Below are 21,266 nucleotides of genomic sequence, written 5' to 3' on the forward strand. Positions count from 1 at the left end.
ACCCTGACCGCAGGCACACGAACCGAAGGACAGCCATGACTGAGACCACGGAGACCGGACCGTACTTCGGTGCGTTCGGCGGGAGGTTCATTCCCGAAGCCCTCATCCCGGCGCTCGACGAGATCGAGGAGACCTGGCGGAAGTCCCAGGTCGATCCGGAGTTCACCGCAGAGCTCCGTGACCTGCAGCTGCGCTACATCGGTCGGCCCAGCCTGCTCACCGAGGCGACGCGGTTCGCCGCTCACTGCGGGGGAGCCCGCGTCTTCCTCAAGCGCGAAGACCTCAACCACACCGGCAGCCACAAGATCAACAACGCGATCGGGCAGGCGCTGCTCGCGAAGCGGATGGGCAAGTCCCGGCTCATCGCCGAGACCGGCGCCGGTCAGCACGGGGTGGCCACCGCCACGGCCGCAGCACTGCTCGGCATGGAGTGCGAGGTCTACATGGGCGAGGAGGACACCCGCAGGCAGGCCCTCAACGTCGCCCGCATGCGCCTGCTCGGGGCGAAGGTCAACGCCGTCGCCAACGGCACGCGCACCCTCAAGGACGCGATGAACGAGGCGATGCGCGACTGGGTCGCCAATGTCGGCAGCACCCACTACGTCATCGGCACCGTCGCCGGCCCTCACCCGTTCCCCGCCATGGTCCGCGCCTTCCAGCAGGTCATCGGCACCGAGGCGCGCGAACAGCTCCTCGAGACCGTCGGCCGACTGCCCGACGCTGTGTGCGCGTGTGTGGGAGGCGGGTCGAACGCGATGGGCATCTTCGCGGCCTTCCTCCCCGATGAGGACGTGAGCATCTTCGGCTTCGAGGCCGGGGGAGAGGGCATCGAGTCCGGCCGCCACGCCGCCCGGTTCTCTGGCGGACGGCCCGGGGTCCTCCACGGCTCAGCCACGTACATCCTCCAGGACGAGGATGGTCAGACCCGACCCTCGCATTCGGTCTCCGCGGGCCTCGACTATCCCTCGGTGGGGCCCGAGCACTCGCACCTCCACGACACCGGCCGCGTCGTCTACGAACCGGTCATGGACGACGAGGCGATGACCGCCCTCCAGCTGCTCGCCCGCACCGAGGGCATCATCCCCGCGATCGAATCCGCCCACGCCCTGGCCGGGGCGATGCGGGTGGGTGAGCGGCTCGGACCCGAGGCGATCATCCTCGTCAACCTCTCGGGACGCGGCGACAAGGACATGACCACGGCAGCGACGTGGTTCGACTACTTCGACGAAGGAGCAGTGCAGGTATGACGACGACCGGAGAGACCCTCGACGCGGTCGCCGAGGCGGGGCGCAGCGCCGCCCTCATCGGCTACCTGCCCGTCGGCTTCCCCACCGTCGAGGGATCGATCGAGGCGATGACCGCTCTCGTCGAATCCGGCGTCGACATCGTCGAAGTCGGCCTGCCCTACTCCGACCCCGGGATGGACGGACCCGTCATCCAACGGGCCGCCGAGGCGGCACTGGAGGGCGGCGTGCGCACGAAGGACGTCTTCACCGCCGTCTCCGCCGTCGCCGAGGCGGGCGGCACCGCCGTCGTCATGAGCTACTGGAACCTCGTCCTCCAATACGGAGTCTCCGCGTTCGCCCGTGATCTCGCCGCCGCCGGGGGAGCGGGGATCATCACCCCCGACCTCATCCCCGACGAGGCCGGAGAGTGGATGGCCGCGGCCGACGACCACGGCCTCGACCGGATCTTCCTCGCCGCGCCGTCGTCGACGCCCGAGCGCATCGCCACGATCGTCGACGCCAGCCGCGGCTTCGTCTACGCGGCCTCGACGATGGGAGTGACCGGAGTCCGCTCGAGCGTCGACGACCATGCCCGCGACCTCGTCGCCCGCCTCCGGGAGGCCGGTGCCCCGCACGTATGCGTCGGACTCGGCGTCTCGAACCGCGAGCAGGCAGCCGAGGTGGCCGCCTACGCCGACGGCGTCATCGTCGGCTCCGCCCTCATCCGCGCCCTCGACGAGGGCGGGGTCCCCGCCCTGCGCACACTTGCCGGCGAACTCCGGGAGGGCTGCGCATGAGCGACGTCGATCTCGTGGCCGAGATCCCCTCCCCGAGCTGGAGCGGCTTCTCGATCGGCCCGCTGACGATCCACGCCTACGCACTCTGCATCCTCGCGGGCATCCTGCTCGCCCTGTGGCTGACCTCGAGGCGCTGGCGCGCCCGCGGCGGCCACGAGGACGACCTGTGGAACATCGCGATCATCACGGTGCCCGCCGGCATCATCGGCGGACGCCTCTACCACATCTTCTCCACCCCCGACCCGTACTTCGGGCCGAACGGGAACCCGCTCGACGCGCTGAAGATCTGGAACGGCGGTCTCGGGATCTGGGGTGCCGTGGCCCTCGGCATGCTCGCCGCGTGGGCGGTCGCCCGATACCAGGGGATCAGGATCCTGCCGTTCCTCGACGCCGCTGCCCCCGGGCTCATCCTCGCCCAGGCCGTGGGCCGGTGGGGCAACTGGTTCAACCAGGAGCTCTTCGGGTCCCCGACGACCCTCCCGTGGGGTCTGCGTATCGACAAGTACATCGACGGTCAGCTCAATCCCAACTGGCCCGACCCCGCGCTGCCCGCCGACACCCTCTTCCAGCCGACGTTCCTCTACGAATCCCTGTGGAACCTCGCCGGCTGCTTCATCCTCATCGTCGCCGCCCGCAGGTTCCGCCTCGGCCACGGTCAGGTCTTCGCGCTCTACATCTGCTACTACACGCTCGGCCGCGTGTGGATCGAGGCCCTGCGCATCGACGATGCCGAACTCGTCCTCGGGCTGCGGCTCAACATCTGGACGTCGATCCTCGTCTTCGCCGTCGGACTCATCTGGTTCCTCGTCTCCCGCTCCCGGCACAAGGAGCCCGAGACCTCGGTCTACGTTCCCGGCGCCCGAGCGCTTGCGAAGCACGGTCGGCACGAGGACGACGGATCCGACCACCCGAGCGCTCCGACGCCCGGACAGGCCGACGACGCCTCGCCGAGGCGGGCCGACAGCCCGTCGCCGCGGTCCGATCGGAGGCAGAGGACGGGACGCGGTGAGGACGAGAAGCCCGGATTCGGGTTCTTCGGAGCGGTCACCTCGGCGATCTCGATCATCCCCGACGTCCGCTCGCGATCCCGGGGAACGGAGGACGAAAAGTCCGGTCATTGAGACGTTCTGGTCCACCTTTCGGTCCTTTCACGTTTTCGCCCACGCCGTCACGGGGTGTAGATTGGAAGCTCACACGTGAGAACCACGTCACACCTGTGCCCGAAGGACGACCTTCTGAGGGCGCGATGAAGCCAGTTCGAGACAGCGTCGTCTGCTGGAAGTTGACTAGACCCCGTGAAGGCAGCCGATGTCCCGTGACCCCTCAACGACCCCCGAGTTCCCGCAGCACCGCACCGGACTCTACGATCCCGCGCTCGAGCACGACGCCTGCGGGCTCGCCCTCATCGTCCGGTACCGCGGGGAGGCCGACCACCTCGTCGTCGAACAGGCCCTGAGCGCGCTGCGCAAGCTCGAACACCGCGGAGGCATCGCCTCCGACGAAGGCACCGGCGACGGAGCAGGCATCACGCTGCAGATCCCGCACGACTACTTCGCCGAGGTGCTCGCCGCCGACGGCATCACCCTCCCCGAGGCGGGAGAGTACGCCGTGGGCATCGGCTTCTTCTCCCAGGACTACCGCCGCGACCTCACCGGCGGACCGATGGCCGAGAGCGACGCGGACTTCCCGACCGCCGGTCATGAGCCGCTCGCCGACGAAGAGGCGCTCGTGCGCCGCATCGCCGCCGAGGAGGGGCTGACCGTCCTCGCGATCCGCGACGTCCCCCGCGACGAATCCGTCCTCGGCGACATCGCACGGGCGACCCAGCCGCACATGCGTCACGTCTTCTTCGGCATCGACCCCCGCTACCCGGCCCGGGATGCCGACGATCTGCGCCGACGGGCCTACATCGTGCGCAAGCGGACCGACCATGCCGGCATCTACTTCCCGTCGCTGTCGCCGGCGACGATCACCTACAAGGGCATGCTCGCGACCGGTCAGCTCGCCCCGTACTACACCGAACTCCACGATGAGCGGGTGACCTCGCGCATCGCACTCGTCCACTCGCGGTTCTCGACGAACACGTTCCCGTCGTGGCAGCTCGCCCAGCCCTTCGGCACGATCGCCCACAACGGCGAGATCAACACCGTGCGCGGCAACCGCAACTGGATGCGCGCGCGTGAATCGCACCTCGCCTCGGACCTGCTCGCCTCCCCGGTGCCCGAGACCGACTCGAGCCTCGAGCGGCTCTTCCCGATCGTCCCGCCCGGGGCGTCGGACTCCGCATCGTTCAACGCCGTGCTCGAGCTCATGGTCGCCGCCGGCCGGCCTCTGCCGCAGGCGATGCTCATGATGATCCCCGAGGCGTGGGAGAACAATCCGGGCATGGGCGAGTCCCGCAAGGCCTTCTACGAGTACCACTCGCTGCTCATGGAGCCGTGGGACGGACCCGCCTGCGTCGGCTTCACCGACGGACGCATCGCCGGTGCCGTGCTCGACCGCAACGGACTGCGCCCCGCCCGCTACGTCATGACCTCGGACACGGTCGTGCTCGCCAGCGAGATCGGCGTCGTCGACCTCCCCGAGGACGACATCGTCGGGCGCGGTCGGCTCACCCCGGGCCGGATGTTCCTCGTCGACACGGAATCCGAGCGGATCATCTCCGACACGGAGATCAAGAACCAGCTCGCCACCCAGCACCCGTACGCCGACTGGGTCGCGGACTCGTCGAAGCGGCTCGAGGACCTCCCCACCCGCGTCCACGTCAGGCATCCGCAGTCCTCGGTGCGCCGCCGTCAGCGGACCTTCGGCTACACCGAGGAGGAGCTGCGCCTGCTCATCTCCCCGATGGCCGAGACCGGGGTCGAACCGCTGGGCGCGATGGGCACCGACACCGCGATCGCGGGGCTGTCCACCCGGCCCCGACTCCTCTTCGACTACTTCCACCAGAACTTCGCGCAGGTGACGAACCCACCGCTCGACTCGATCCGCGAGCACATCGTCACAAGCATGTCCGCGGGCCTCGGCCGGGAGGGCAACCTGCTCGAGCACTCGCGCCCGGACTCGGCGCACATCATGATCTCGCGTCCCGTCATCGACAACGACGAGCTCGCGGCGATCGCCCACGTCCAGGGCGCCCACCTCGGCGTGGACAATCCCCGGCCGACCGTGACGCTCTCGGGCCTCTTCTCCGTCAATGCCGGACCCGACGCGATGGAGCGGCGCATCGAGGAGCTGTGCGCCGAAGCCGATGCCGCCGTCGAGGCCGGCGCCGTGTTCATCATCTTAAGCGACCGCGACTCGACGGCCGACCTCGCCCCGATCCCCTCGCTCCTGCTCACCTCCGCCCTCCACCACCATCTCGTGCGCCAGCGCACCCGCACCCGGGTGAGCATCGTCGTCGAGGCCGGTGACGTCCGCGAGGTCCACCATGTCGCGACCCTCGTGAGCTTCGGAGCTTCGGCGGTCAACCCGTACCTCGTCATGGAGACCGCCGAGGCGCTCGTGCGGGCCGACCGGCTGCGCGGGGTGAGCGAGGAGGCGGCCGTGGCCAACGTCCTCGGGGCGCTGAACAAGGGTCTGCTCAAGATCATGTCGAAGATGGGCATCTCGACCGTGCAGTCCTACCACGGTGCGCAGACCTTCGAGGCGATCGGCCTGTCCGAGGAGTTCATCGACCGGTACTTCACCTCGACCCCGCACCAGCTCGGGGGCAAGGGCATGACGGAGATCGCCGCCGAGGCGAGCGCCCGCCACGCCGACTCCTACCGCGACGACCACCCGCGGCCCTCCCACCGGCCGCTGCGCGTCGGCGGGGAGTACCAGTGGCGGCGTGAGGGTCCCGGGCACCTGTTCAACCCGGAGACGATCTTCAAGCTCCAGCACGCGACGGCGACGAAGCGCTACGACATCTTCGAGGAGTACACGAAGGCCATCGACGACCAGTCACGGGAGCTCATGACCCTGCGCGGCCTCCTCGACCTCGTCCCCGGCCCCGACGGACCGATCGACATCTCCGAGGTCGAACCCGCCTCGGCGATCATGAAGCGGTTCTCCACCGGAGCGATGAGCTACGGCTCGATCTCGAAGGAGGCCCACGAGACCCTGGCGATCGCGATGAACCGGATCGGGGGCAAGTCGAACACCGGCGAGGGCGGCGAGGACACCGAGAGGCTCCTCGACCCCGAGCGCCGCTCGGCGATCAAGCAGGTCGCCTCGGGCCGGTTCGGGGTGACCAGCCACTACCTCACCGAGGCCGACGACCTGCAGATCAAGATGGCGCAGGGCGCAAAGCCCGGCGAGGGCGGACAGCTGCCCGGCGAGAAGGTCTACCCGTGGATCGCGAAGACCCGCCATGCCACGCCCGGCGTGGGCCTGATCTCCCCGCCCCCGCACCACGACATCTACTCGATCGAGGACCTCGCTCAGCTCATCTACGACCTCGGCCGGGCCAACGCCCGCGCCCGGGTCCACGTCAAGCTCGTCTCCGCCGTCGGAGTGGGCACGGTCGCCGCCGGCGTGGCGAAGGCCGGCGCCGACGTCGTCCTCATCTCCGGCCACGACGGGGGGACGGGTGCGAGCCCGCTCAACTCGCTCAAGCATGCCGGGACCCCGTGGGAGCTCGGGCTCGCCGAGGCGCAGCAGACGCTCATCCTCAACGGCCTGCGCGAGAAGGTCGCCGTTCAGGTCGACGGCCAGCTCAAGACCGGGCGCGACGTCATCATCGCCGCCCTGCTCGGGGCCGAGGAGTTCGGCTTCGCGACGACGGCCCTCGTCGTCTCCGGGTGCATCATGATGCGCGTGTGCCACAAGGACACGTGCCCGGTCGGGGTGGCCACCCAGAACCCCGTCCTGCGATCGCGCTACCAGGGGCAGGCCGACCACGTCGTCAACTTCTTCACGTTCATCGCCGAGGAGGTCCGCGGCTACCTCGCCCAGCTCGGCTTCCGGTCCCTCGATGAGGCGATCGGAGCCGTCGAACGGCTGCGCATCGATGAGGAGCGGGCCGAGGCCTCGGGGCTCAACCTCCACCTCGACCAGATCCTCACCGTTCCCGGCGACCTCTCCGGAGACGTGTCGGTCAACCGGAAGAGCACAGGCCAGGTCTTCCGCACCTTCGCAGGCGAAGTCGACCTCACCTTCCTCGAGCAGGCGGAGGACGCCATCGCGACGAAGGCCCCGGTGACGATCAGCGCCTCGGTCGTCAACACCGACCGCAGCGTCGGCACCCTGCTCGGCCACCACGTGACGAAGACGTGGGCGGAGCGGGGACTGCCCGAGGACACGATCCGCCTTGAACTCCACGGCACCGCGGGGCAGTCCCTCGGCGCGTACCTCCCGCAGGGCGTGAGCATCGAGCTCTCCGGCGACGCCAACGACTACGTCGGCAAGGGTCTGTCCGGGGGCACCGTGAGCGTCCACCCGGACCCGGAGAACCGGACCCGGCCCGAGCACAACGTCATCGCCGGCAACGTCATCGGCTACGGCGCGACCGCGGGCAAGCTCTTCATCTCCGGCCAGGTGGGGGAGCGGTTCATGGTCCGCAACTCCGGCGCCGAGGCGGTCGTCGAGGGCATCGGCGACCACGGACTCGAGTACATGACCGGAGGGATCGCCGTCATTCTCGGCGGCACCGGACGCAACTTCGCCGCCGGCATGTCCGGGGGCACCGCGTACGTCCTCGACTTCAACCCGGCCCGGCTCAACCCCGACGAGCGCGCCGCCGGCGTCTTCCGCTTCACCGGCGTCGGCGTCGACGACATGGAGGTCCTCGAGCGCCTCCTCGGCGAGCACCTCGAATGGACCGGCTCCCCGCTGGCCGGCGAGCTGCTTGCGGGTCTGCGCCGCGGGGAGGACGTCCTCTCGCGGTTCACGAAGATCATTCCCGTCGCCTACCAGGCGGTGCGCGACATCCAATCCGAGCTGCTCGCCGAGGGCGAGCTGCCCGACTCCGAGGCCGCCTGGCACAAGATTCTGGAGGTCACCCATGGCTGATCCGCACGGATTCCTCACCGTTCCCCGCCGCGAGCTGCCCGAGCGCCGCCCGGTGCCCATCCGCCTCCTCGACTACCGCGAGGTCTACGAGGCGGGCGATCCCGACCAGCTGCGCCGGCAGGCCTCGCGCTGCATGGACTGCGGGGTGCCGTTCTGCCATCAGGGCTGCCCGCTGGGCAACCTCATCCCGGAGTTCAACGATGCGATGTACCGCGGGGAGCTGCCGCGCGCCGTCGACCTCCTCCACGCGACGAACAACTTCCCCGAATTCACCGGCCGGGCGTGTCCGGCGCCGTGTGAGAACGCGTGCGTGCTCAGCATCAACCAGCCCGCTGTGACGATCAAGCAGGTCGAGGTGAGCATCGTCGACCAGGGCTTCGCCGCCGGTCTCATCCAGCCCGAGATCCCCGACCGGATCACCGGGCACACCGTCGCCGTCATCGGCTCGGGCCCGGCGGGACTCGCCGCAGCCCAGCAGCTCACCCGCGCCGGGCACACGGTCGTCGTCTACGAACGCGACGACCGCCTCGGCGGGCTGCTCCGGTACGGGATCCCCGACTTCAAGCTCGAGAAGCAGCACATCGACCGCAGGCTGTCCCAGATGCGGGCCGAGGGCACCTGGTTCGAGACCGGCGTCGAGATCGGCGTCGACCTCACGCTCGAGGAGCTGCGCTCCCGCTTCGACGCGGTCATCGTGTGCACGGGTGCGACCGTGCCCCGGGACATGCCCGTCGAGGGTCGTGAGCTCGACGGCGTTGAGTTCGCGATGGACTACCTTGTGCCCTCGAACCGGGCGCAGGCCGGGGACGAGCCGACCCCGATCGACGCCGAGGGCAAGCACGTCATCATCATCGGCGGCGGCGACACCGGTGCGGACTGCCTCGGCACCGCGCTGCGGCAGAAGGCCGCCTCGGTGACGACGCTGGCGATCGGGGCGAAGCCGCCGGCCGAACGCAGCGAACGGGACCCGTGGCCGACGGTGCCGCGGATCTTCGAGGTCCAGACCTCCCACGAGGAGGGCGGCGAGCGGAAGTACCTCGCCTCGACGACGGGATTCGTCGGCGACGCCGAGGGCCGGGTCAACGGGATCGCGGTCGCTGAGACCCAGTTCGTCGACGGTCGCCGCATCCCGACGCCTGGCACCGAGCATCGTCTCGACGCCGACCTCGTACTCCTCGCGCTCGGCTTCTCCGGACCCGAAGCCGAGGTGCTCGGGCTCGACGTCGCCGAGACGGGAGCCTTCGCCCGCGACGACTCCTATGCCGCCTCGGCGCCCGGTGTCTTCGTCGCCGGAGACGCCGGCCGCGGGCAGTCGCTCATCGTCTGGGCGATCGCCGAGGGGCGGGCCGCGGCCGCCGAGGTCGACCGGTTCCTCACGGGGTCGACGCGGTTGCCGGAACCGGTCCGTCCCCGCGACACCGGTTTCAAAGGCTAGAATGATCTGTGTCACAGACTGAGAACGAGCACATCGGTGTGCGCGGCCTCCGCGGGCGGAATCGACCGCCCGCGGAGGGTCGATCGTCCATCGCGGTGCAGGTAGGGTGGAATGCATGAGGCGAGCAAAGATAGTCGCAACACTGGGTCCGAATCAGAATTCCTACGAAGACATCCGCACACTCGTCGATGAGGGCGTCGACGTCGCGAGGTTCAACCTCAGCCACGGTCGCCGCGAAGAGCACGAGGAGAAGTTCGCCTGGGTCCGACAGGCCGCCCTCGACACCGGTCGGGCGGTCGCCGTCCTCCTCGATCTCCAGGGTCCCAAGATCCGCGTGGGGACCTTCGAGAACGGCAAGGAGATCCTCGAGGACGGGCAGACGTTCACGATCACCAGCCGCGACGTCCCCGGGACATCCGAGGTCGTAAGCACGACGCTGAAAACCCTGCCCTCCGACGTCTCGGTGGGCGATCCCCTTCTCGTCGACGACGGCCGGCTGCGGCTGCGGGCGACCGCGGTGACCGAGACCGACGTCGTCACCGAGGTCGAGATCGGCGGTCCGATCTCCAACCACAAGGGCATCAACCTCCCCGGCGTCCCGGTCTCCGTTCCGGCGCTGTCGGAGAAGGACATCGAGGACCTCAAGTGGGGTCTCGGGCTCGGCTTCGACTGGGTCGCGCTCTCCTTCGTCCGCAGCCCCGAGGACATCGACGACGTCCACGCCGTCATGGACGAGGTCGGGGTCCGTGCCCCGGTCATCGCGAAGCTCGAGAAGCCGCAGGCCGTCGAGCAGCTCGACGCGGTCATCGACGCCTTCGACGGGATCATGGTCGCCCGCGGCGACCTCGGCGTCGAACTCCCGCTCGAACAGGTCCCCATCGTTCAGAAGCGGGCGGTCGAGATCGCCCGTCAGCAGGCCAAGCCCGTCATCGTCGCCACGCAGATGCTCGAGACGATGATCGAGGCCTCGCGCCCCACCCGCGCCGAGGCGAGCGACTGCGCGAACGCCGTCCTCGACGGTGCCGATGCGCTCATGCTCTCCGGCGAGACCTCGGTGGGCGCGCACTGGGTCGAGGCGATCCGGACGATGAGCCGGATCATCTCCTCGACCGAGGAGCACGGGCTCGATCGGATCCGTCCGCTCGGCACCGTCCCGCACACGAAGGGCGGGGCCGTCACGGCCGCGGCCGTCCGGATCGCTGAGCAGCTCGACATCGATCTCCTCTGCACCTTCTCGCAGACCGGTGACTCGGTGCGGCGGATGTCGCGGCTGCGTCCGCGGTGGCCGATCCTCGGCTTCACCCCCGATGCGCAGGTCCGCCACCAGCTGGCACTCACCTGGGGTGTGCGTCCCTACCTCGTGAAGTCGGTGCGTCACACCGACCAGATGGCCCGTCAGGTCGACGCGGTGCTCCTCGCCGACGGAACCGCCCGCGAGGGCGACCAGTCGATCCTCGTAGCCGGCTCGCCCCCCGGAATCCCGGGCTCGACGAACGCACTGCGGATCCACACGATGGGCGATGCGGCCAAGGGTGTCGCCGCCGCGTACGCGGACGACTCGGACAGCGACGAGGATCCCCTCGCCGGATACGGGGTCGTCCCGGAGGCGCCGATCACCCGGGACATCCCCATCGTGGGCGGCGACAGGAGCTGAGTCGCCAGCAGCGGGTGAGGGCCCGGTCGGAGGACACTCCGGCCGGGCCCTCTGCGTTGTCTCAGAATGTCATCCATGTCACCTCAGTTTGCGGAATTCGACAGATTGCTCAACAGTTGTGCAAGGAGTCGTACTTCGCCGAGGGCATCCGCGCACCTCGGCACCGCCGTCGAAAGGAAGCATATGAGACTGCCGGCATGGTCGAAGTCCTTCGGAGTGCAGGTGACGATCGCCCTCGTCGCCGGCGTCGTCCTCGGACTCGTCGCCCGCTCGTGGGGACCGGTGAGCGAGGCCCAGGACAACTGGCTCGGGCAGACTCTCGAGACCATCGGGTCCTCGTACGTCACCCTCCTCAAGGCGGCGGTGGTTCCGCTCATCATCACCGCGATCATCGCGAGCATCGGCAACCTGAGGAAGGTGACCAACGCCGCCCGCCTCGCGGTCTCGACGCTGCTGTGGTTCGCGCTCACCGCCTTCATCGCCGTCGTCATCGGCCTGCTCATCGCCCTCATCATGCAGCCGGGCGTCCACGCCGATGCGAGCTCCCTGCAGGGCCAGGCGCCCGAACACGAGGGCAGCTGGATCGGGTTCCTCACCGGACTCATCCCGGTCAACTTCCTCGGCCTCGAGGTCTCGACGGCGCCCGGTGACACCGGGGCGCTCGTCTCCGAGGTCGACTTCAACGTCCTCCAGCTCATCATCGTCTCCGGTGCCCTCGGCATCGCCGCCGTCAAGGTCGGCAAGGCCGCTGAGCCGTTCCTCGAGTTCGCCGAGGCGGCACTGGCCGTCGTCCAGAAGGTCGTGTGGTGGATCGTGCGGATCGCCCCGATCGGCACGCTCGGCCTCATCGGCAACGCCGTCAACTCGTACGGCTGGTCGACGATGGGTTCGCTGCTGTGGTTCGTCGTCGCCGTCTACATCGGTCTCGCCGCCGTCTTCCTCATCGTCTACCCGACGATCGCCAAGCTCAACGGCCTCTCCGTGCGCCAGTACTTCTCCGGCGTGTGGTCGGCCACCCAGCTCGGCTTCGTCTCCCGGTCGTCGATCGGCACGATGCCCGTGACCCAGAAGGTCGCGACCGACAACTTCGGCGTCCCGCAGGGCTACGCGGCCTTCGCCGTGCCCTTCGGCGCGACGACGAAGATGGACGGCTGCGCGGCCATCTACCCGGCGATCGCCGCGGTCTTCGTCGCGCAGTTCTTCGGCATCGAGCTCGGACCCATCCAGTACCTGCTCATCGTCTTCGTCTCCGTCATCGGCTCCGCCGCGACGGCTGGGACGACGGGTGCGACGGTGATGCTCACGCTCACCCTGTCGACGCTCGGGCTGCCGCTCGAGGGTGTCGGACTGCTGCTCGCGATCGAACCGATCGTCGACATGGGCCGCACCGCGCTCAACGTCTCCGGACAGGCGCTCATCCCCGCGATCGTCGCGAAGCGCCACGGCATCCTCGATCAGCCCCGCTACGACGCCAAGCGCATCGACGGCTACGTGCCGGTCGCTGTTGAGGCGGCGGGCGGCACCGAGCTGACGGCGAGCGACGAGGACGGCAGTGTGGGTGCCGGCGCGGAGGGCGGCACCGCTGAGGGCCGCGCCGCGGCTGATGCGGTTCCCGCCGACGGCTCCACGACCCGAGGGCAGTCGGCCCCGGCTCGCGAGAGCATCGGCAGCTGAACCAGCCAGATCAGTGACGGCCGCCGGCATTCGTGCCGGCGGCCGTCTCGCATGACTGTCCGCGTTCGGACTGCGCGGCAGCGGGCTCGGTCACCGCAGTGGGGCGGTCGCCGCATCCCCGGTCGCAGCGGCCTTCCCGATCTCGCCGTCGACGTCGAGGCCCCGGTTGAGCGCCCAGTAGGCGACCCCGGCGACGGACAGTCCGGCGAAGGCTGCGATGTCCGCTCCGCCGAGGCCGGCGGCGAGCGGCCCGGTGAAGATCCCCGTCGACATCAGAGGGATCTCGACGAGCAGGCCCAAGAGGTAGGCGAGCACGCCGCTGCGATTCCATCCGCGGTAGACGCCGCTGCGGTCGAACATCCCGGTGAGCGAATACCGTCCCCTGCGGACGAGGAAGTAGTCGACGAGGTTGATCGCGGTCCACGGCGCGAAGAGGTAGAGGAGGAAGGCGAGGTAGACCGACATCGCCTGCATGTAGTCCTCCGGCATGACGACCGTGAGCAGGAGTGCCGCGCAGGCCATGATCACCACCGCGGCGACCCGCAGCCCTGCGGTCAGGCGTACGGAGCGGAACGTGTCGATGACACTGATGAGCGTGAGTCCGCCCCCGTAGGTATTCATCGTCATCACACACACGAGGCCGCCGAGGGAGATGAGGACGGCGATCCGTCCGAACCCGGGGACGAGCGCGTCTCCAGCGGCTGCGACACCGGCGACGGCGTCCTGTGTGCCGAAGTTCGCGGCGAGGAGCGCGCCGAGGGAGGTCAGCCATGCGGAGCTCACCGCCATGCCGAGGTAGGTGCACCAGAACATCGCCTTCGGATCCACCGTGGCCGGAAGGTAGCGGGTGTAGTCGGAGACGTAGATCGCCCAGTTGATCTGGTACCCGGCCGCGATGCCGAACTGAATGAGCAGCGGCGTCCACGAGAACTCCGCCTGCGCCGTCACCGTCTGAGGTGTCTGTGCGGCGACGATGGTGACGATGACGAAGACGATGACGAAAGCGAGTGTCACCCACCGGGTGATGACGTGGATCCAGGTGTAGCCGAAGATCGCGAGAGTCAGGGTTACTCCGATGATGAGGAGAACCGCGGGTACGGTGCCGATGCCGAGCGCGACCCCGAGGCTCTGCGCCGCCAGGACGCAGCAGAAGACATTGAACCCGACATAGTTGATGAGGGCGAGGATGAAGACGAGGGCGGAGCCTGTGTAGCCGAACTGGGGCCGAGACTGGATGAGCTGCGGCAGCCCCAGGTGGGGTCCCTGTGTCGAGTGGAGGGCTGCGAAGATCGCGCCGAACGCCGAGCCGAGCACGGTGGCGGCGATCGTCGGCCACAGATCACCGCCGACGGCGATGCCGAGGAAGCCGACGGCGATGGTGCCGAGGTTCGCGTTGCCCGCGATCCACACGGGCGCGAGGTGCCAGACCCGTCCGTGCCGTTCCGCGACCGGCACGTGGTCGATCGACCGGCTCTCGACGACCGCTCCGGTCGTCGTTGCCTCATTCGGGCGCGTCCCTGACATGAGTTCTCCGTTCGTCACTGTGGCGCAGATCACGCCGGGTGCTCTAATATGTATACATATCTTTCATCTGTATGTAAATGCTCGGAGGTCGACAGAATGTGCCCAGAGGCGAGGGAATCCGCGCGAGTCGTTCCGCGGCCCCTGTTCACGCCCCCGGAGCAGGCGCGGCAGCTCGCCGTGCGGATGCGCGACGGGGTCCTGCTCGCCACCGACGTCTATCTGCCGCCGGCTGGTCACGGACCCGTTCTTCTCTCGCGGCTGCCCTATGACAAAGCAGGGGACGAGTGCTTCATGCCGGCGGTGGCGCGATGGCTCTGCGCGCGCGGCTACGTCGTCGTGGTCCAGGACGTCCGCGGCAAGGGCCGATCAGGGGGAGAGCTCGCCCCCTTCGTCCACGAGGTCGACGACGGGTACGACACCCTTGAGTGGATCACCGGTCAGGACTGGGCGAGCGGCCCGATCGGCATGTTCGGCGATTCGTACTACGGATACACCCAGTGGGCGGCAGCGGCGAGCGGGCATCCGGCTCTGGCGGCGATGGCGCCACGAGTGACGACACCCGATGCCCCACGGCTGCTCACCGATGGAGTCTTCCGCCTCGAAATGGCTGTCGCGTGGGTGCTCGAGACCTTCCTCGACGAACGACTCTTCGACTGCATCGGCACCATCGACTGGACGGTCCATCCGCTCGCCGACATCGCCGCCGAGGTGCTCGACGGGATCCGACCCCACCTCCTCGACAGATGGGTCGGGGGAGCGGTCGACGCACCCGAGATCGAGGCTGAGGGGCGGATTCCCACCCTCCACCTCGTCGGCCTCGACGACTTCCTCGCCGGAGCGGGGATCGACGCGTGGCGACGGGCGAGCGAGGGACCCGCGGAGCAGCTCCTCCTCGTCGACGCCCGCGACCACGGGTGGACTGCGCGGGATCCCGGCGTTCCCGGAGGTGCGGCGTCGGCTGACGGTGACCCGAGCCCGGCATTCCTCGAGGAGTACCTGAGTCCGCTGCTGGGGTTCTTCGACCGCCACCTCGGACAGTCACTCGATCTCGACTCCCGACGGCGCAGCGCCACCGAGATCCCACCCGTGCGGTGGCGGATCGGCGACGACCGGTTCCACGCCGCCCGGACGTGGCCGCCGCCGGACGTCGTCAGGCGACAGTGGACGCTCACCGTCGACGGGCTCGAACCTGCGGGCAGCGCGGTCGGCCGCGGACGATCCGCCGAGGACGACCCGGCGGGGCGCCCTCCGGTGCGGTCGTTCGTCCACGATCCGTCCGATCCGGTTCCGAGTGCGGCCAACCCCTTCCACCCCAATCTCGACCGCGGCGATGACACCGATTCCCTTGACCGCGACGATGTCCTCGTCTTCGCGTCGACGGCGGTGACGCAGCCCCTCGTCCTCCTCGGCTCCGGGACGGTGAGCGTCGACCTCGACATCGACGGTGACTTCGATATCGTCGCGGAGGAGGGAACGCACGTCGTCGGCCACCTCATGGTCGGACTGTTCGACGTCGCCCCGGATGGCAGAGCCGCCCGCATCGCCGAGGCCGCCGTCGCGGTCGTCGACATCGGCCAGCCGACGGCGGTCGACCTTCCTGCTCTGGGGTGGGAGGTGAGCGCCGGACACCGCCTCGCCCTCAGGCTCAGCGCGAGCAGCTATCCCGGGCGCCTGCTCCACCCCGGAAGCGCGGAGGATCCATGGACGGCGACCGCGGGTGCGCGGCGGACCTACCGCGTGCGCCTCGGCGAGAAGAGCCGACTGAGTCTCGATGTGAGAGGAGAGAGCCGATGAGAGGATTCCGGCCCACCAAGCCCGAGCGCACCGACACGCAGTCGACAGCTGCACGCGTCCACGCGGAACTGCGTCGGAGAATCGTCCACGGTGAGCTGGCGGCGGGAGCAGCGCTCAGCGAGAACGGACTCGCTGCCGAGTTCTCCGTCTCCCGCACCCCGGTGCGCGAAGTCCTCCGCGAGCTCATCACCGAAGGCCTGCTCGAGGTCGGCCGACGACGCCAGAACATCGTCACCGCCCACACCCCCGAGCGGGCGCGCGAACTCTCCCTCATGCTCGGCGCCCTCGGCGACCTCGTCGCCGGAGAGTCGCCGAGGGTCCTCGAACACGGTGACGCCGACATCCTCCACCTCATCCTCATCCGCACCGAGCGAGAGATCACGGCCGGACGCTTCGAAGGCGCCGTCGACGGCTTCGACGACTTCCTCGTCGAGGTCGCCGAACTCGCGAACCTGCCCGTCGTCGCCGACACCATGCGACGGCTGTGCGCTCACGCCCGGCTTGCCGGACTCGGAGTGCCTGCCTCGCCGGAGGCGCTGAGTGCCCACGTGACGATGCTGCGCACCCTCGCCGAGGCTGTCGAAGCCGGTGACCGGGAGGCCGCCCGTGTGACGATGGGGGCGATCACCTCGGCAAGAGGAACTGCCCGCGATGACCGTCCCGGCGCGGCCGATTGACCGAACCGCCGGGTCATGGTGTAGATTCGGTGAGGTACGCCACGCGGGTGTAGTTCATCGGTAGAACGCTACCTTCCCAAGGTCGAGAGGCGGGTTCGACTCCCGTCACCCGCTCTCAGAGCCCCCGGCCCCGGATCACCCGGGGACCAGCGGGGCGACGCCCGGGCAGGCGCCCGTTCTCTGAATCTCGTGCGCACCCCCGGTGCACCCCTGTCGGAACCACCCCGAGACGCAGAAAGCGCAGCACCACGGGTGCTGCGCTGGGAATGAGTACCGGATGTGGGACTCGAACCCACACGTCTTTCGACAACGCATTTTGAGTGCGCCGCGTCTACCGATTCCGCCAATCCGGCTCGCCGCGACCAGTGCTCGCGACATCGACAACTCTACGACAGCACGCGCGTGAGTGCCCAATCGGTGACACCCCCTGGGCCCGAACCCTGGTGGCTCTCCTCACAGCGCAATCCTGCGGTCGGCGGTGCGGGCCTGGTCTAGACTGGTGCCGTGCTTTCCAACAGCGAACAACCCACCTCAGATGAATCCGTGCCCGTCCGCCGCGTCGTCGTGGCCGAAGACGAGGCCGTGATCCGACTCGACATCGTCGAGATGCTGCGCGAAGTCGGCTACGACGTCGTCGGCGAAGCCGCGGACGGCGAATCCGCCATCCGGCTCGCCGAAGAGCTGCGCCCCGACCTCGTCGTCATGGACATCAAGATGCCGATCCTCGACGGCATCGCCGCCGCCGAGCGCATCGCCAAGGCCCGCATCGCCCCCGTCGTCCTCCTCACCGCGTTCTCGCAGAAGGAACTCGTCGAGCGCGCCCGCGACGCCGGTGCCATGGCCTACGTCGTCAAGCCCTTCACCTCCGCCGACCTCATCCCCGCGCTCGAGATCGCACTCTCGCGCCACGCGGAGATCAGCTCGCTCGAATCGGAGATCTCCGACCTCACCGAGCGCTTCGAGACCCGCAAGCTCGTCGAACGCGCCAAGAGCCTCCTCCAGACCTCGATGGGCCTGAGCGAACCCGAGGCCTTCCGCTGGATCCAGAAGACCTCGATGGACCGTCGCCTGACGATGCGCGAGGTCGCCGAGACCGTCCTCAAGCAGATCGGCGCGAAGAAGGACTGAGCGCCCGGCTTGCCACACAGCTGCGTCGAGACCGCACACGAGAGCCCCGCCCCGGATTCCGGGACGGGGCTCTTCGCATGGGGGAGGACCACCTCGGCGGGGGAGTCATGCCCGCCCCACCGCCTCGGCGAGCCCTGACGCTCAGGTCTGCTGGACGCTCACGCCTTCGACGCGAGGACCATGTTCGTGATCCGCACGATCGAGAGGAGGCGATCCTCCTCATCGGTCATCCGCACCTCGTGGGAGAGGAGGGTGCGGCCGCGGTGGAGCACCTCGGCGCGCCCGGTGACGATCCCACCGCGCGTCGCCCGCAGGTGAGTCGCGTTGAGGTCGACGCCGACGACGTTCTTCCCACCGCTGGTGAGGAAGGAGTGCATCGAGGCCAGGGATTCGGCGAGGACGACGTGACCGCCGCCGTGGAAGAGGCCCATCGGCTGGGTGTTGCCCTCGACGGGCACGGTCGCGGTCATCCAGTCGAAGCCGATGCCGGTGAACTCGATGCCCATCCGGTTCGCCAGGCCGCCCCCGGCGCCGCCTGAGTTGATCTGCTCGAGCATGCCGAGAGCCTCGGCCTCGGTCGTGTCCTCGGTGAGGCTTGCGTGCGGAACCACCATCGATCTCCTTCATGTCCGTGATGAACGCTAGGCTATTGCATGTGAGTCACGCTAACGAATCCCTCCTGCTCATCGACGGTCACTCCCTTGCCTACCGGGCCTTCCACGCCCTCCCGGCGGAGAACTTCGCGACGAGCACCGGCCAGACGACGAACGCGATCTTCGGGTTCATCTCGATGCTCATCAATGTGCTCCGCGACGAGGCGCCGAGCCACGTCGCCGTCGCCTTCGACCTCGGACGCGAGACCTTCCGCCTCGAGGAGTACGCGGAGTACAAGGCCGGGCGGGCGAAGACGCCGCCGGAGTTCCACCCGCAGATCGACCTCATCAAGGACATCGTCACTGCCATGGGCATCCGCGTCGTGACGAAGGAGGGCTATGAGGCCGACGATGCGCTCGCGACGATGGCCCGCCTCGGGCGGGAGGCCGGCGCGAGCGTCGAGGTGATGACCGGGGACAAGGACTCGTTCCAGCTCGCCACCGACACCGTGACGATCCTCTACCCGAAGCGCGGCGTGAGCGACCTCGTGCGGATGACGCCGGAGGCGATCGAGGAGAAGTACGGGGTCACCCCGGCCAACTACCGCGGCCTCGCAGCCCTGGTGGGGGAGAAGGCCGACAACCTCCCCGGCGTCCCCGGGGTCGGGGACAAGACCGCGGCGAAGTGGCTGACCGCCCACGGCGACCTCCCCGGCGTCCTCGAGCACGCCGACGAGATCGGCGGGAAGGTCGGCGAGAAGCTGCGCGACCACCTCGGCGACGTCGAACGCAACTATCGGCTCAACCGCCTCGTCGACGACGTCGACTTAGGCCTCGCCTATGCCGACCTCACCTGGGGCGAGGGCGACCCGGCGGAGCTGAGCAGCCTGTTCGACCAGCTCGAGTTCCAGGCGCTCGGCAAGCGTCTGGCCGCGATCTTCGGGGACGCTGCGACCCCGGCCGGTGCTGAGGTCGCCCCGGCCCGTGAGGTCGAGGTCACGACCGTCGACGTGCCCATCCTGCTTGACTCCATCGCCGAGGCGGATGTCCTCGCCCTCGACTCGGACGCGACGTACGAGCTCGGTCACGGCGACGTCCGCTTCCTCGCTGTCTCCACCGAAGCCGGCACCGCCCAGGTCGTCGACCTCGGGGAGGCGAGCGAGGACGAACTCACGGCGCTGGGGGAGGCGCTGCGCGCTTCGGCGCTCATCTTCCACTCCTCGAAGCTCCAGCTCAAGGCCCTGCGATCGGTGGGCATCGACATCGGGGACGTCGCCGGGGACACGGCGCTTGCCGCGTACCTTCTCGTGCCCGACCAGCGCAGCTACGAGCTGCGCGACATCGCCGCCGAACGCGCCGGCATCGAACTCGCCGCCGCCTCGGCGAAGGACGGCCAGCTCTCCCTCGACCTCGACACCGACGCGACCGCACGCACCCACGGAACCAACGCGGCAGCGCTCATCGAGGTCCATGACGTGCTTGCGACGGCGATCGACGAAGCGAACATGACCCAGGTCTACCGGGACATCGAACTGCCGCTCGTCCCGGTGCTCGCGGGCATGGAGATGGCCGGCATCGCCATCGACGAGGACGGCCTGACCGCGCTCGTCGAGGACTTCACGAAGCAGGCGCAGGCGAGTGCCGAGCTCGCGTACGAGGCGATCGGCCACGAGGTCAACCTCGGGTCCCCGAAGCAGCTGCAGACGGTCCTCTTCGACGAACTCGACATGCCGAAGACGAAGCGGACGAAGACGGGGTACACGACCGACGCCGATGCGCTGGCCGAGCTCTTCGTCAAGACCGAGCACCCGTTCCTCCAGCACCTGCTCGCCCACCGCGATGCGACGAAGCTCAAGCAGACCGTCGTCGGGCTCGGCAAGACCGTCGCCGAGGACGGGCGGATCCATACGACCTATCAGCAGACGGTTGCGGCCACCGGACGTCTGTCCTCGCTCGATCCGAACCTGCAGAACATCCCCGTGCGCACCGAGTCCGGGCGGCGCATCCGCGAGGTCTTCGTCGCCGATCCGTCCGTCGAGGGCGGGCTCCTCCTCACCGCCGACTACTCGCAGATCGAGATGCGCATCATGGCGCACCTCTCCGGCGATGCCGCGCTCATCCAGGCGTTCAAGGACGGCGAGGACCTCCACTCGTACGTCGGGTCGAAGGTCTTCTCCGTCGGCATCGACGAGGTGGACGCGACGATGCGCTCGAAGGTCAAGGCGATGTCGTACGGCCTCGTCTACGGGCTCTCCGCGTACGGGCTCTCCCGGCAGCTCGCGATCGGCGTCGAGGAGGCCCGGGATCTCATGGCCCAGTACTTCGAGCGCTTCGGGGCGGTCAAGGACTACCTCGACGAGATCGTCGAGCAGGCCCGAGACAAGGGCTTCACGGAGACGATCATGGGACGCCGGCGGTACCTGCCCGCACTCCACAGCGACCGAAGGCAGCTCCGCGAGATGGCCGAGCGCGCCGCGCTCAACGCCCCGATCCAGGGCTCGGCCGCCGACATCATGAAGATCGCGATGCTCAAGGTCGCCGACCGGCTCGAGGGCTTCCGCTCCCGCATGCTGCTCCAGGTCCACGACGAGATCATCGTCGACCTCCACCCCGAGGAGGCGGACGAGGTCAAGGCGATCGTCACTGAGGAGATGGGCTCGGCCTTCGAACTCGACGTCCCCCTCGACGTCAACGTCGGCACCGGCATCTCCTGGCACGCCGCCGCCCACTGAGAGCAGCGCGCTCGCTCAAGGCGCCCAGCACTCAGCCA

13 protein-coding genes and 2 tRNA genes are annotated in these 21,266 nt (G+C 68.9%); 12 read left to right on the forward strand and 3 right to left on the reverse strand.

Going from position 1 to position 21,266, the window contains the following annotated elements:
- The first annotated feature begins 35 nt into the window (after nucleotides 1–35).
- From trpB to BC102111_RS04995, 7 genes are all read left to right on the forward strand, one after another.
- Nucleotides 36–1,247: a tryptophan synthase subunit beta gene (trpB, locus tag BC102111_RS04965; RefSeq protein WP_101623740.1), complete on the forward strand. Its 1,212-nt coding sequence runs from the start codon at nucleotides 36–38 to the stop codon at nucleotides 1,245–1,247.
- Nucleotides 1,244–2,023, forward strand: a complete 780-nt coding sequence (trpA, locus tag BC102111_RS04970) for a tryptophan synthase subunit alpha (RefSeq protein ID WP_009377182.1) — start codon at nucleotides 1,244–1,246, stop codon at nucleotides 2,021–2,023. Before trpB ends, trpA begins: the two co-directional genes overlap by 4 nt.
- Nucleotides 2,020–3,144: a prolipoprotein diacylglyceryl transferase gene (gene lgt / locus BC102111_RS04975; RefSeq protein WP_063250259.1), complete on the forward strand. Its 1,125-nt coding sequence runs from the start codon at nucleotides 2,020–2,022 to the stop codon at nucleotides 3,142–3,144. The genes trpA and lgt overlap by 4 nt, the downstream gene beginning before the upstream one ends.
- A 187-nt stretch (nucleotides 3,145–3,331) precedes the next feature.
- Entirely contained in the window at nucleotides 3,332–8,017 is a 4,686-nt protein-coding gene (gene gltB, locus BC102111_RS04980) for a glutamate synthase large subunit (RefSeq protein ID WP_009377184.1), read from the forward strand.
- Nucleotides 8,010–9,452 (forward strand): glutamate synthase subunit beta, encoded by a 1,443-nt coding sequence (locus BC102111_RS04985; protein ID WP_101623741.1) that lies wholly within the window; start codon nucleotides 8,010–8,012, stop codon nucleotides 9,450–9,452. The genes gltB and BC102111_RS04985 overlap by 8 nt, the downstream gene beginning before the upstream one ends.
- Nucleotides 9,453–9,567: 115 nt before the next feature.
- Nucleotides 9,568–11,106 carry a pyruvate kinase gene (pyk, locus tag BC102111_RS04990; protein ID WP_009377186.1) on the forward strand — a complete coding sequence of 513 codons (1,539 nt, stop codon included), beginning with the start codon at nucleotides 9,568–9,570 and terminating at the stop codon, nucleotides 11,104–11,106.
- 183 nt (nucleotides 11,107–11,289) lie between these two features.
- A complete protein-coding gene (locus BC102111_RS04995) occupies nucleotides 11,290–12,780 on the forward strand; it encodes a dicarboxylate/amino acid:cation symporter (protein WP_101623742.1) in 1,491 nt (496 codons plus the stop codon).
- 90 nt (nucleotides 12,781–12,870) lie between these two features.
- Here BC102111_RS04995 and BC102111_RS05000 read toward each other — a convergent pair whose 3' ends face one another.
- Nucleotides 12,871–14,304 carry a purine-cytosine permease family protein gene (locus BC102111_RS05000; RefSeq protein WP_101623743.1) on the reverse strand — a complete coding sequence of 478 codons (1,434 nt, stop codon included), beginning with the start codon at nucleotides 14,302–14,304 and terminating at the stop codon, nucleotides 12,871–12,873.
- Nucleotides 14,305–14,400: 96 nt separating this feature from the next.
- On the opposite strand from BC102111_RS05000, the gene BC102111_RS05005 reads away from it, so the two are divergent.
- The 3 genes from BC102111_RS05005 (at nucleotide 14,401) to BC102111_RS05015 (ending at nucleotide 16,889) form a co-directional block, all read left to right on the forward strand.
- The gene (locus BC102111_RS05005; protein ID WP_180960576.1) at nucleotides 14,401–16,098 is read left to right on the forward strand and encodes a CocE/NonD family hydrolase; all 1,698 of its coding nucleotides are present in this window, start codon (nucleotides 14,401–14,403) and stop codon (nucleotides 16,096–16,098) included.
- Nucleotides 16,095–16,775 (forward strand): GntR family transcriptional regulator, encoded by a 681-nt coding sequence (locus tag BC102111_RS05010; protein WP_180960577.1) that lies wholly within the window; start codon nucleotides 16,095–16,097, stop codon nucleotides 16,773–16,775. Before BC102111_RS05005 ends, BC102111_RS05010 begins: the two co-directional genes overlap by 4 nt.
- Nucleotides 16,776–16,818: 43 nt before the next feature.
- Nucleotides 16,819–16,889, forward strand: a tRNA-Gly gene (locus BC102111_RS05015).
- 157 nt (nucleotides 16,890–17,046) lie between these two features.
- Here BC102111_RS05015 and BC102111_RS05020 read toward each other — a convergent pair.
- Nucleotides 17,047–17,128 (reverse strand) — tRNA-Leu (locus tag BC102111_RS05020).
- Nucleotides 17,129–17,279: 151 nt separating this feature from the next.
- Between BC102111_RS05020 and BC102111_RS05025 the strand changes: the two genes are divergently transcribed.
- A complete protein-coding gene (locus BC102111_RS05025; protein ID WP_051995515.1) occupies nucleotides 17,280–17,903 on the forward strand; it encodes an ANTAR domain-containing response regulator in 624 nt (207 codons plus the stop codon).
- Between the two features lie 158 nt (nucleotides 17,904–18,061).
- Here BC102111_RS05025 and BC102111_RS05030 read toward each other — a convergent pair whose 3' ends face one another.
- Nucleotides 18,062–18,517, reverse strand: coding sequence for a PaaI family thioesterase (locus tag BC102111_RS05030; protein ID WP_009377189.1), 456 nt, complete (start codon nucleotides 18,515–18,517; stop codon nucleotides 18,062–18,064).
- 41 nt (nucleotides 18,518–18,558) lie between these two features.
- Here BC102111_RS05030 and polA point away from each other — a divergent pair, with 41 nt between their 5' ends.
- On the forward strand, nucleotides 18,559–21,228 hold the full coding sequence (gene polA, locus BC102111_RS05035; RefSeq protein ID WP_095375533.1) for a DNA polymerase I: 2,670 nt from the start codon (nucleotides 18,559–18,561) through the stop codon (nucleotides 21,226–21,228).
- The last annotated feature ends 38 nt before the right edge of the window (nucleotides 21,229–21,266 follow it).

It is taken from the genome of Brevibacterium casei CIP 102111 (assembly GCF_900169275.1).
Taxonomy (GTDB): Bacteria; Actinomycetota; Actinomycetes; order Actinomycetales; family Brevibacteriaceae; genus Brevibacterium; species Brevibacterium casei.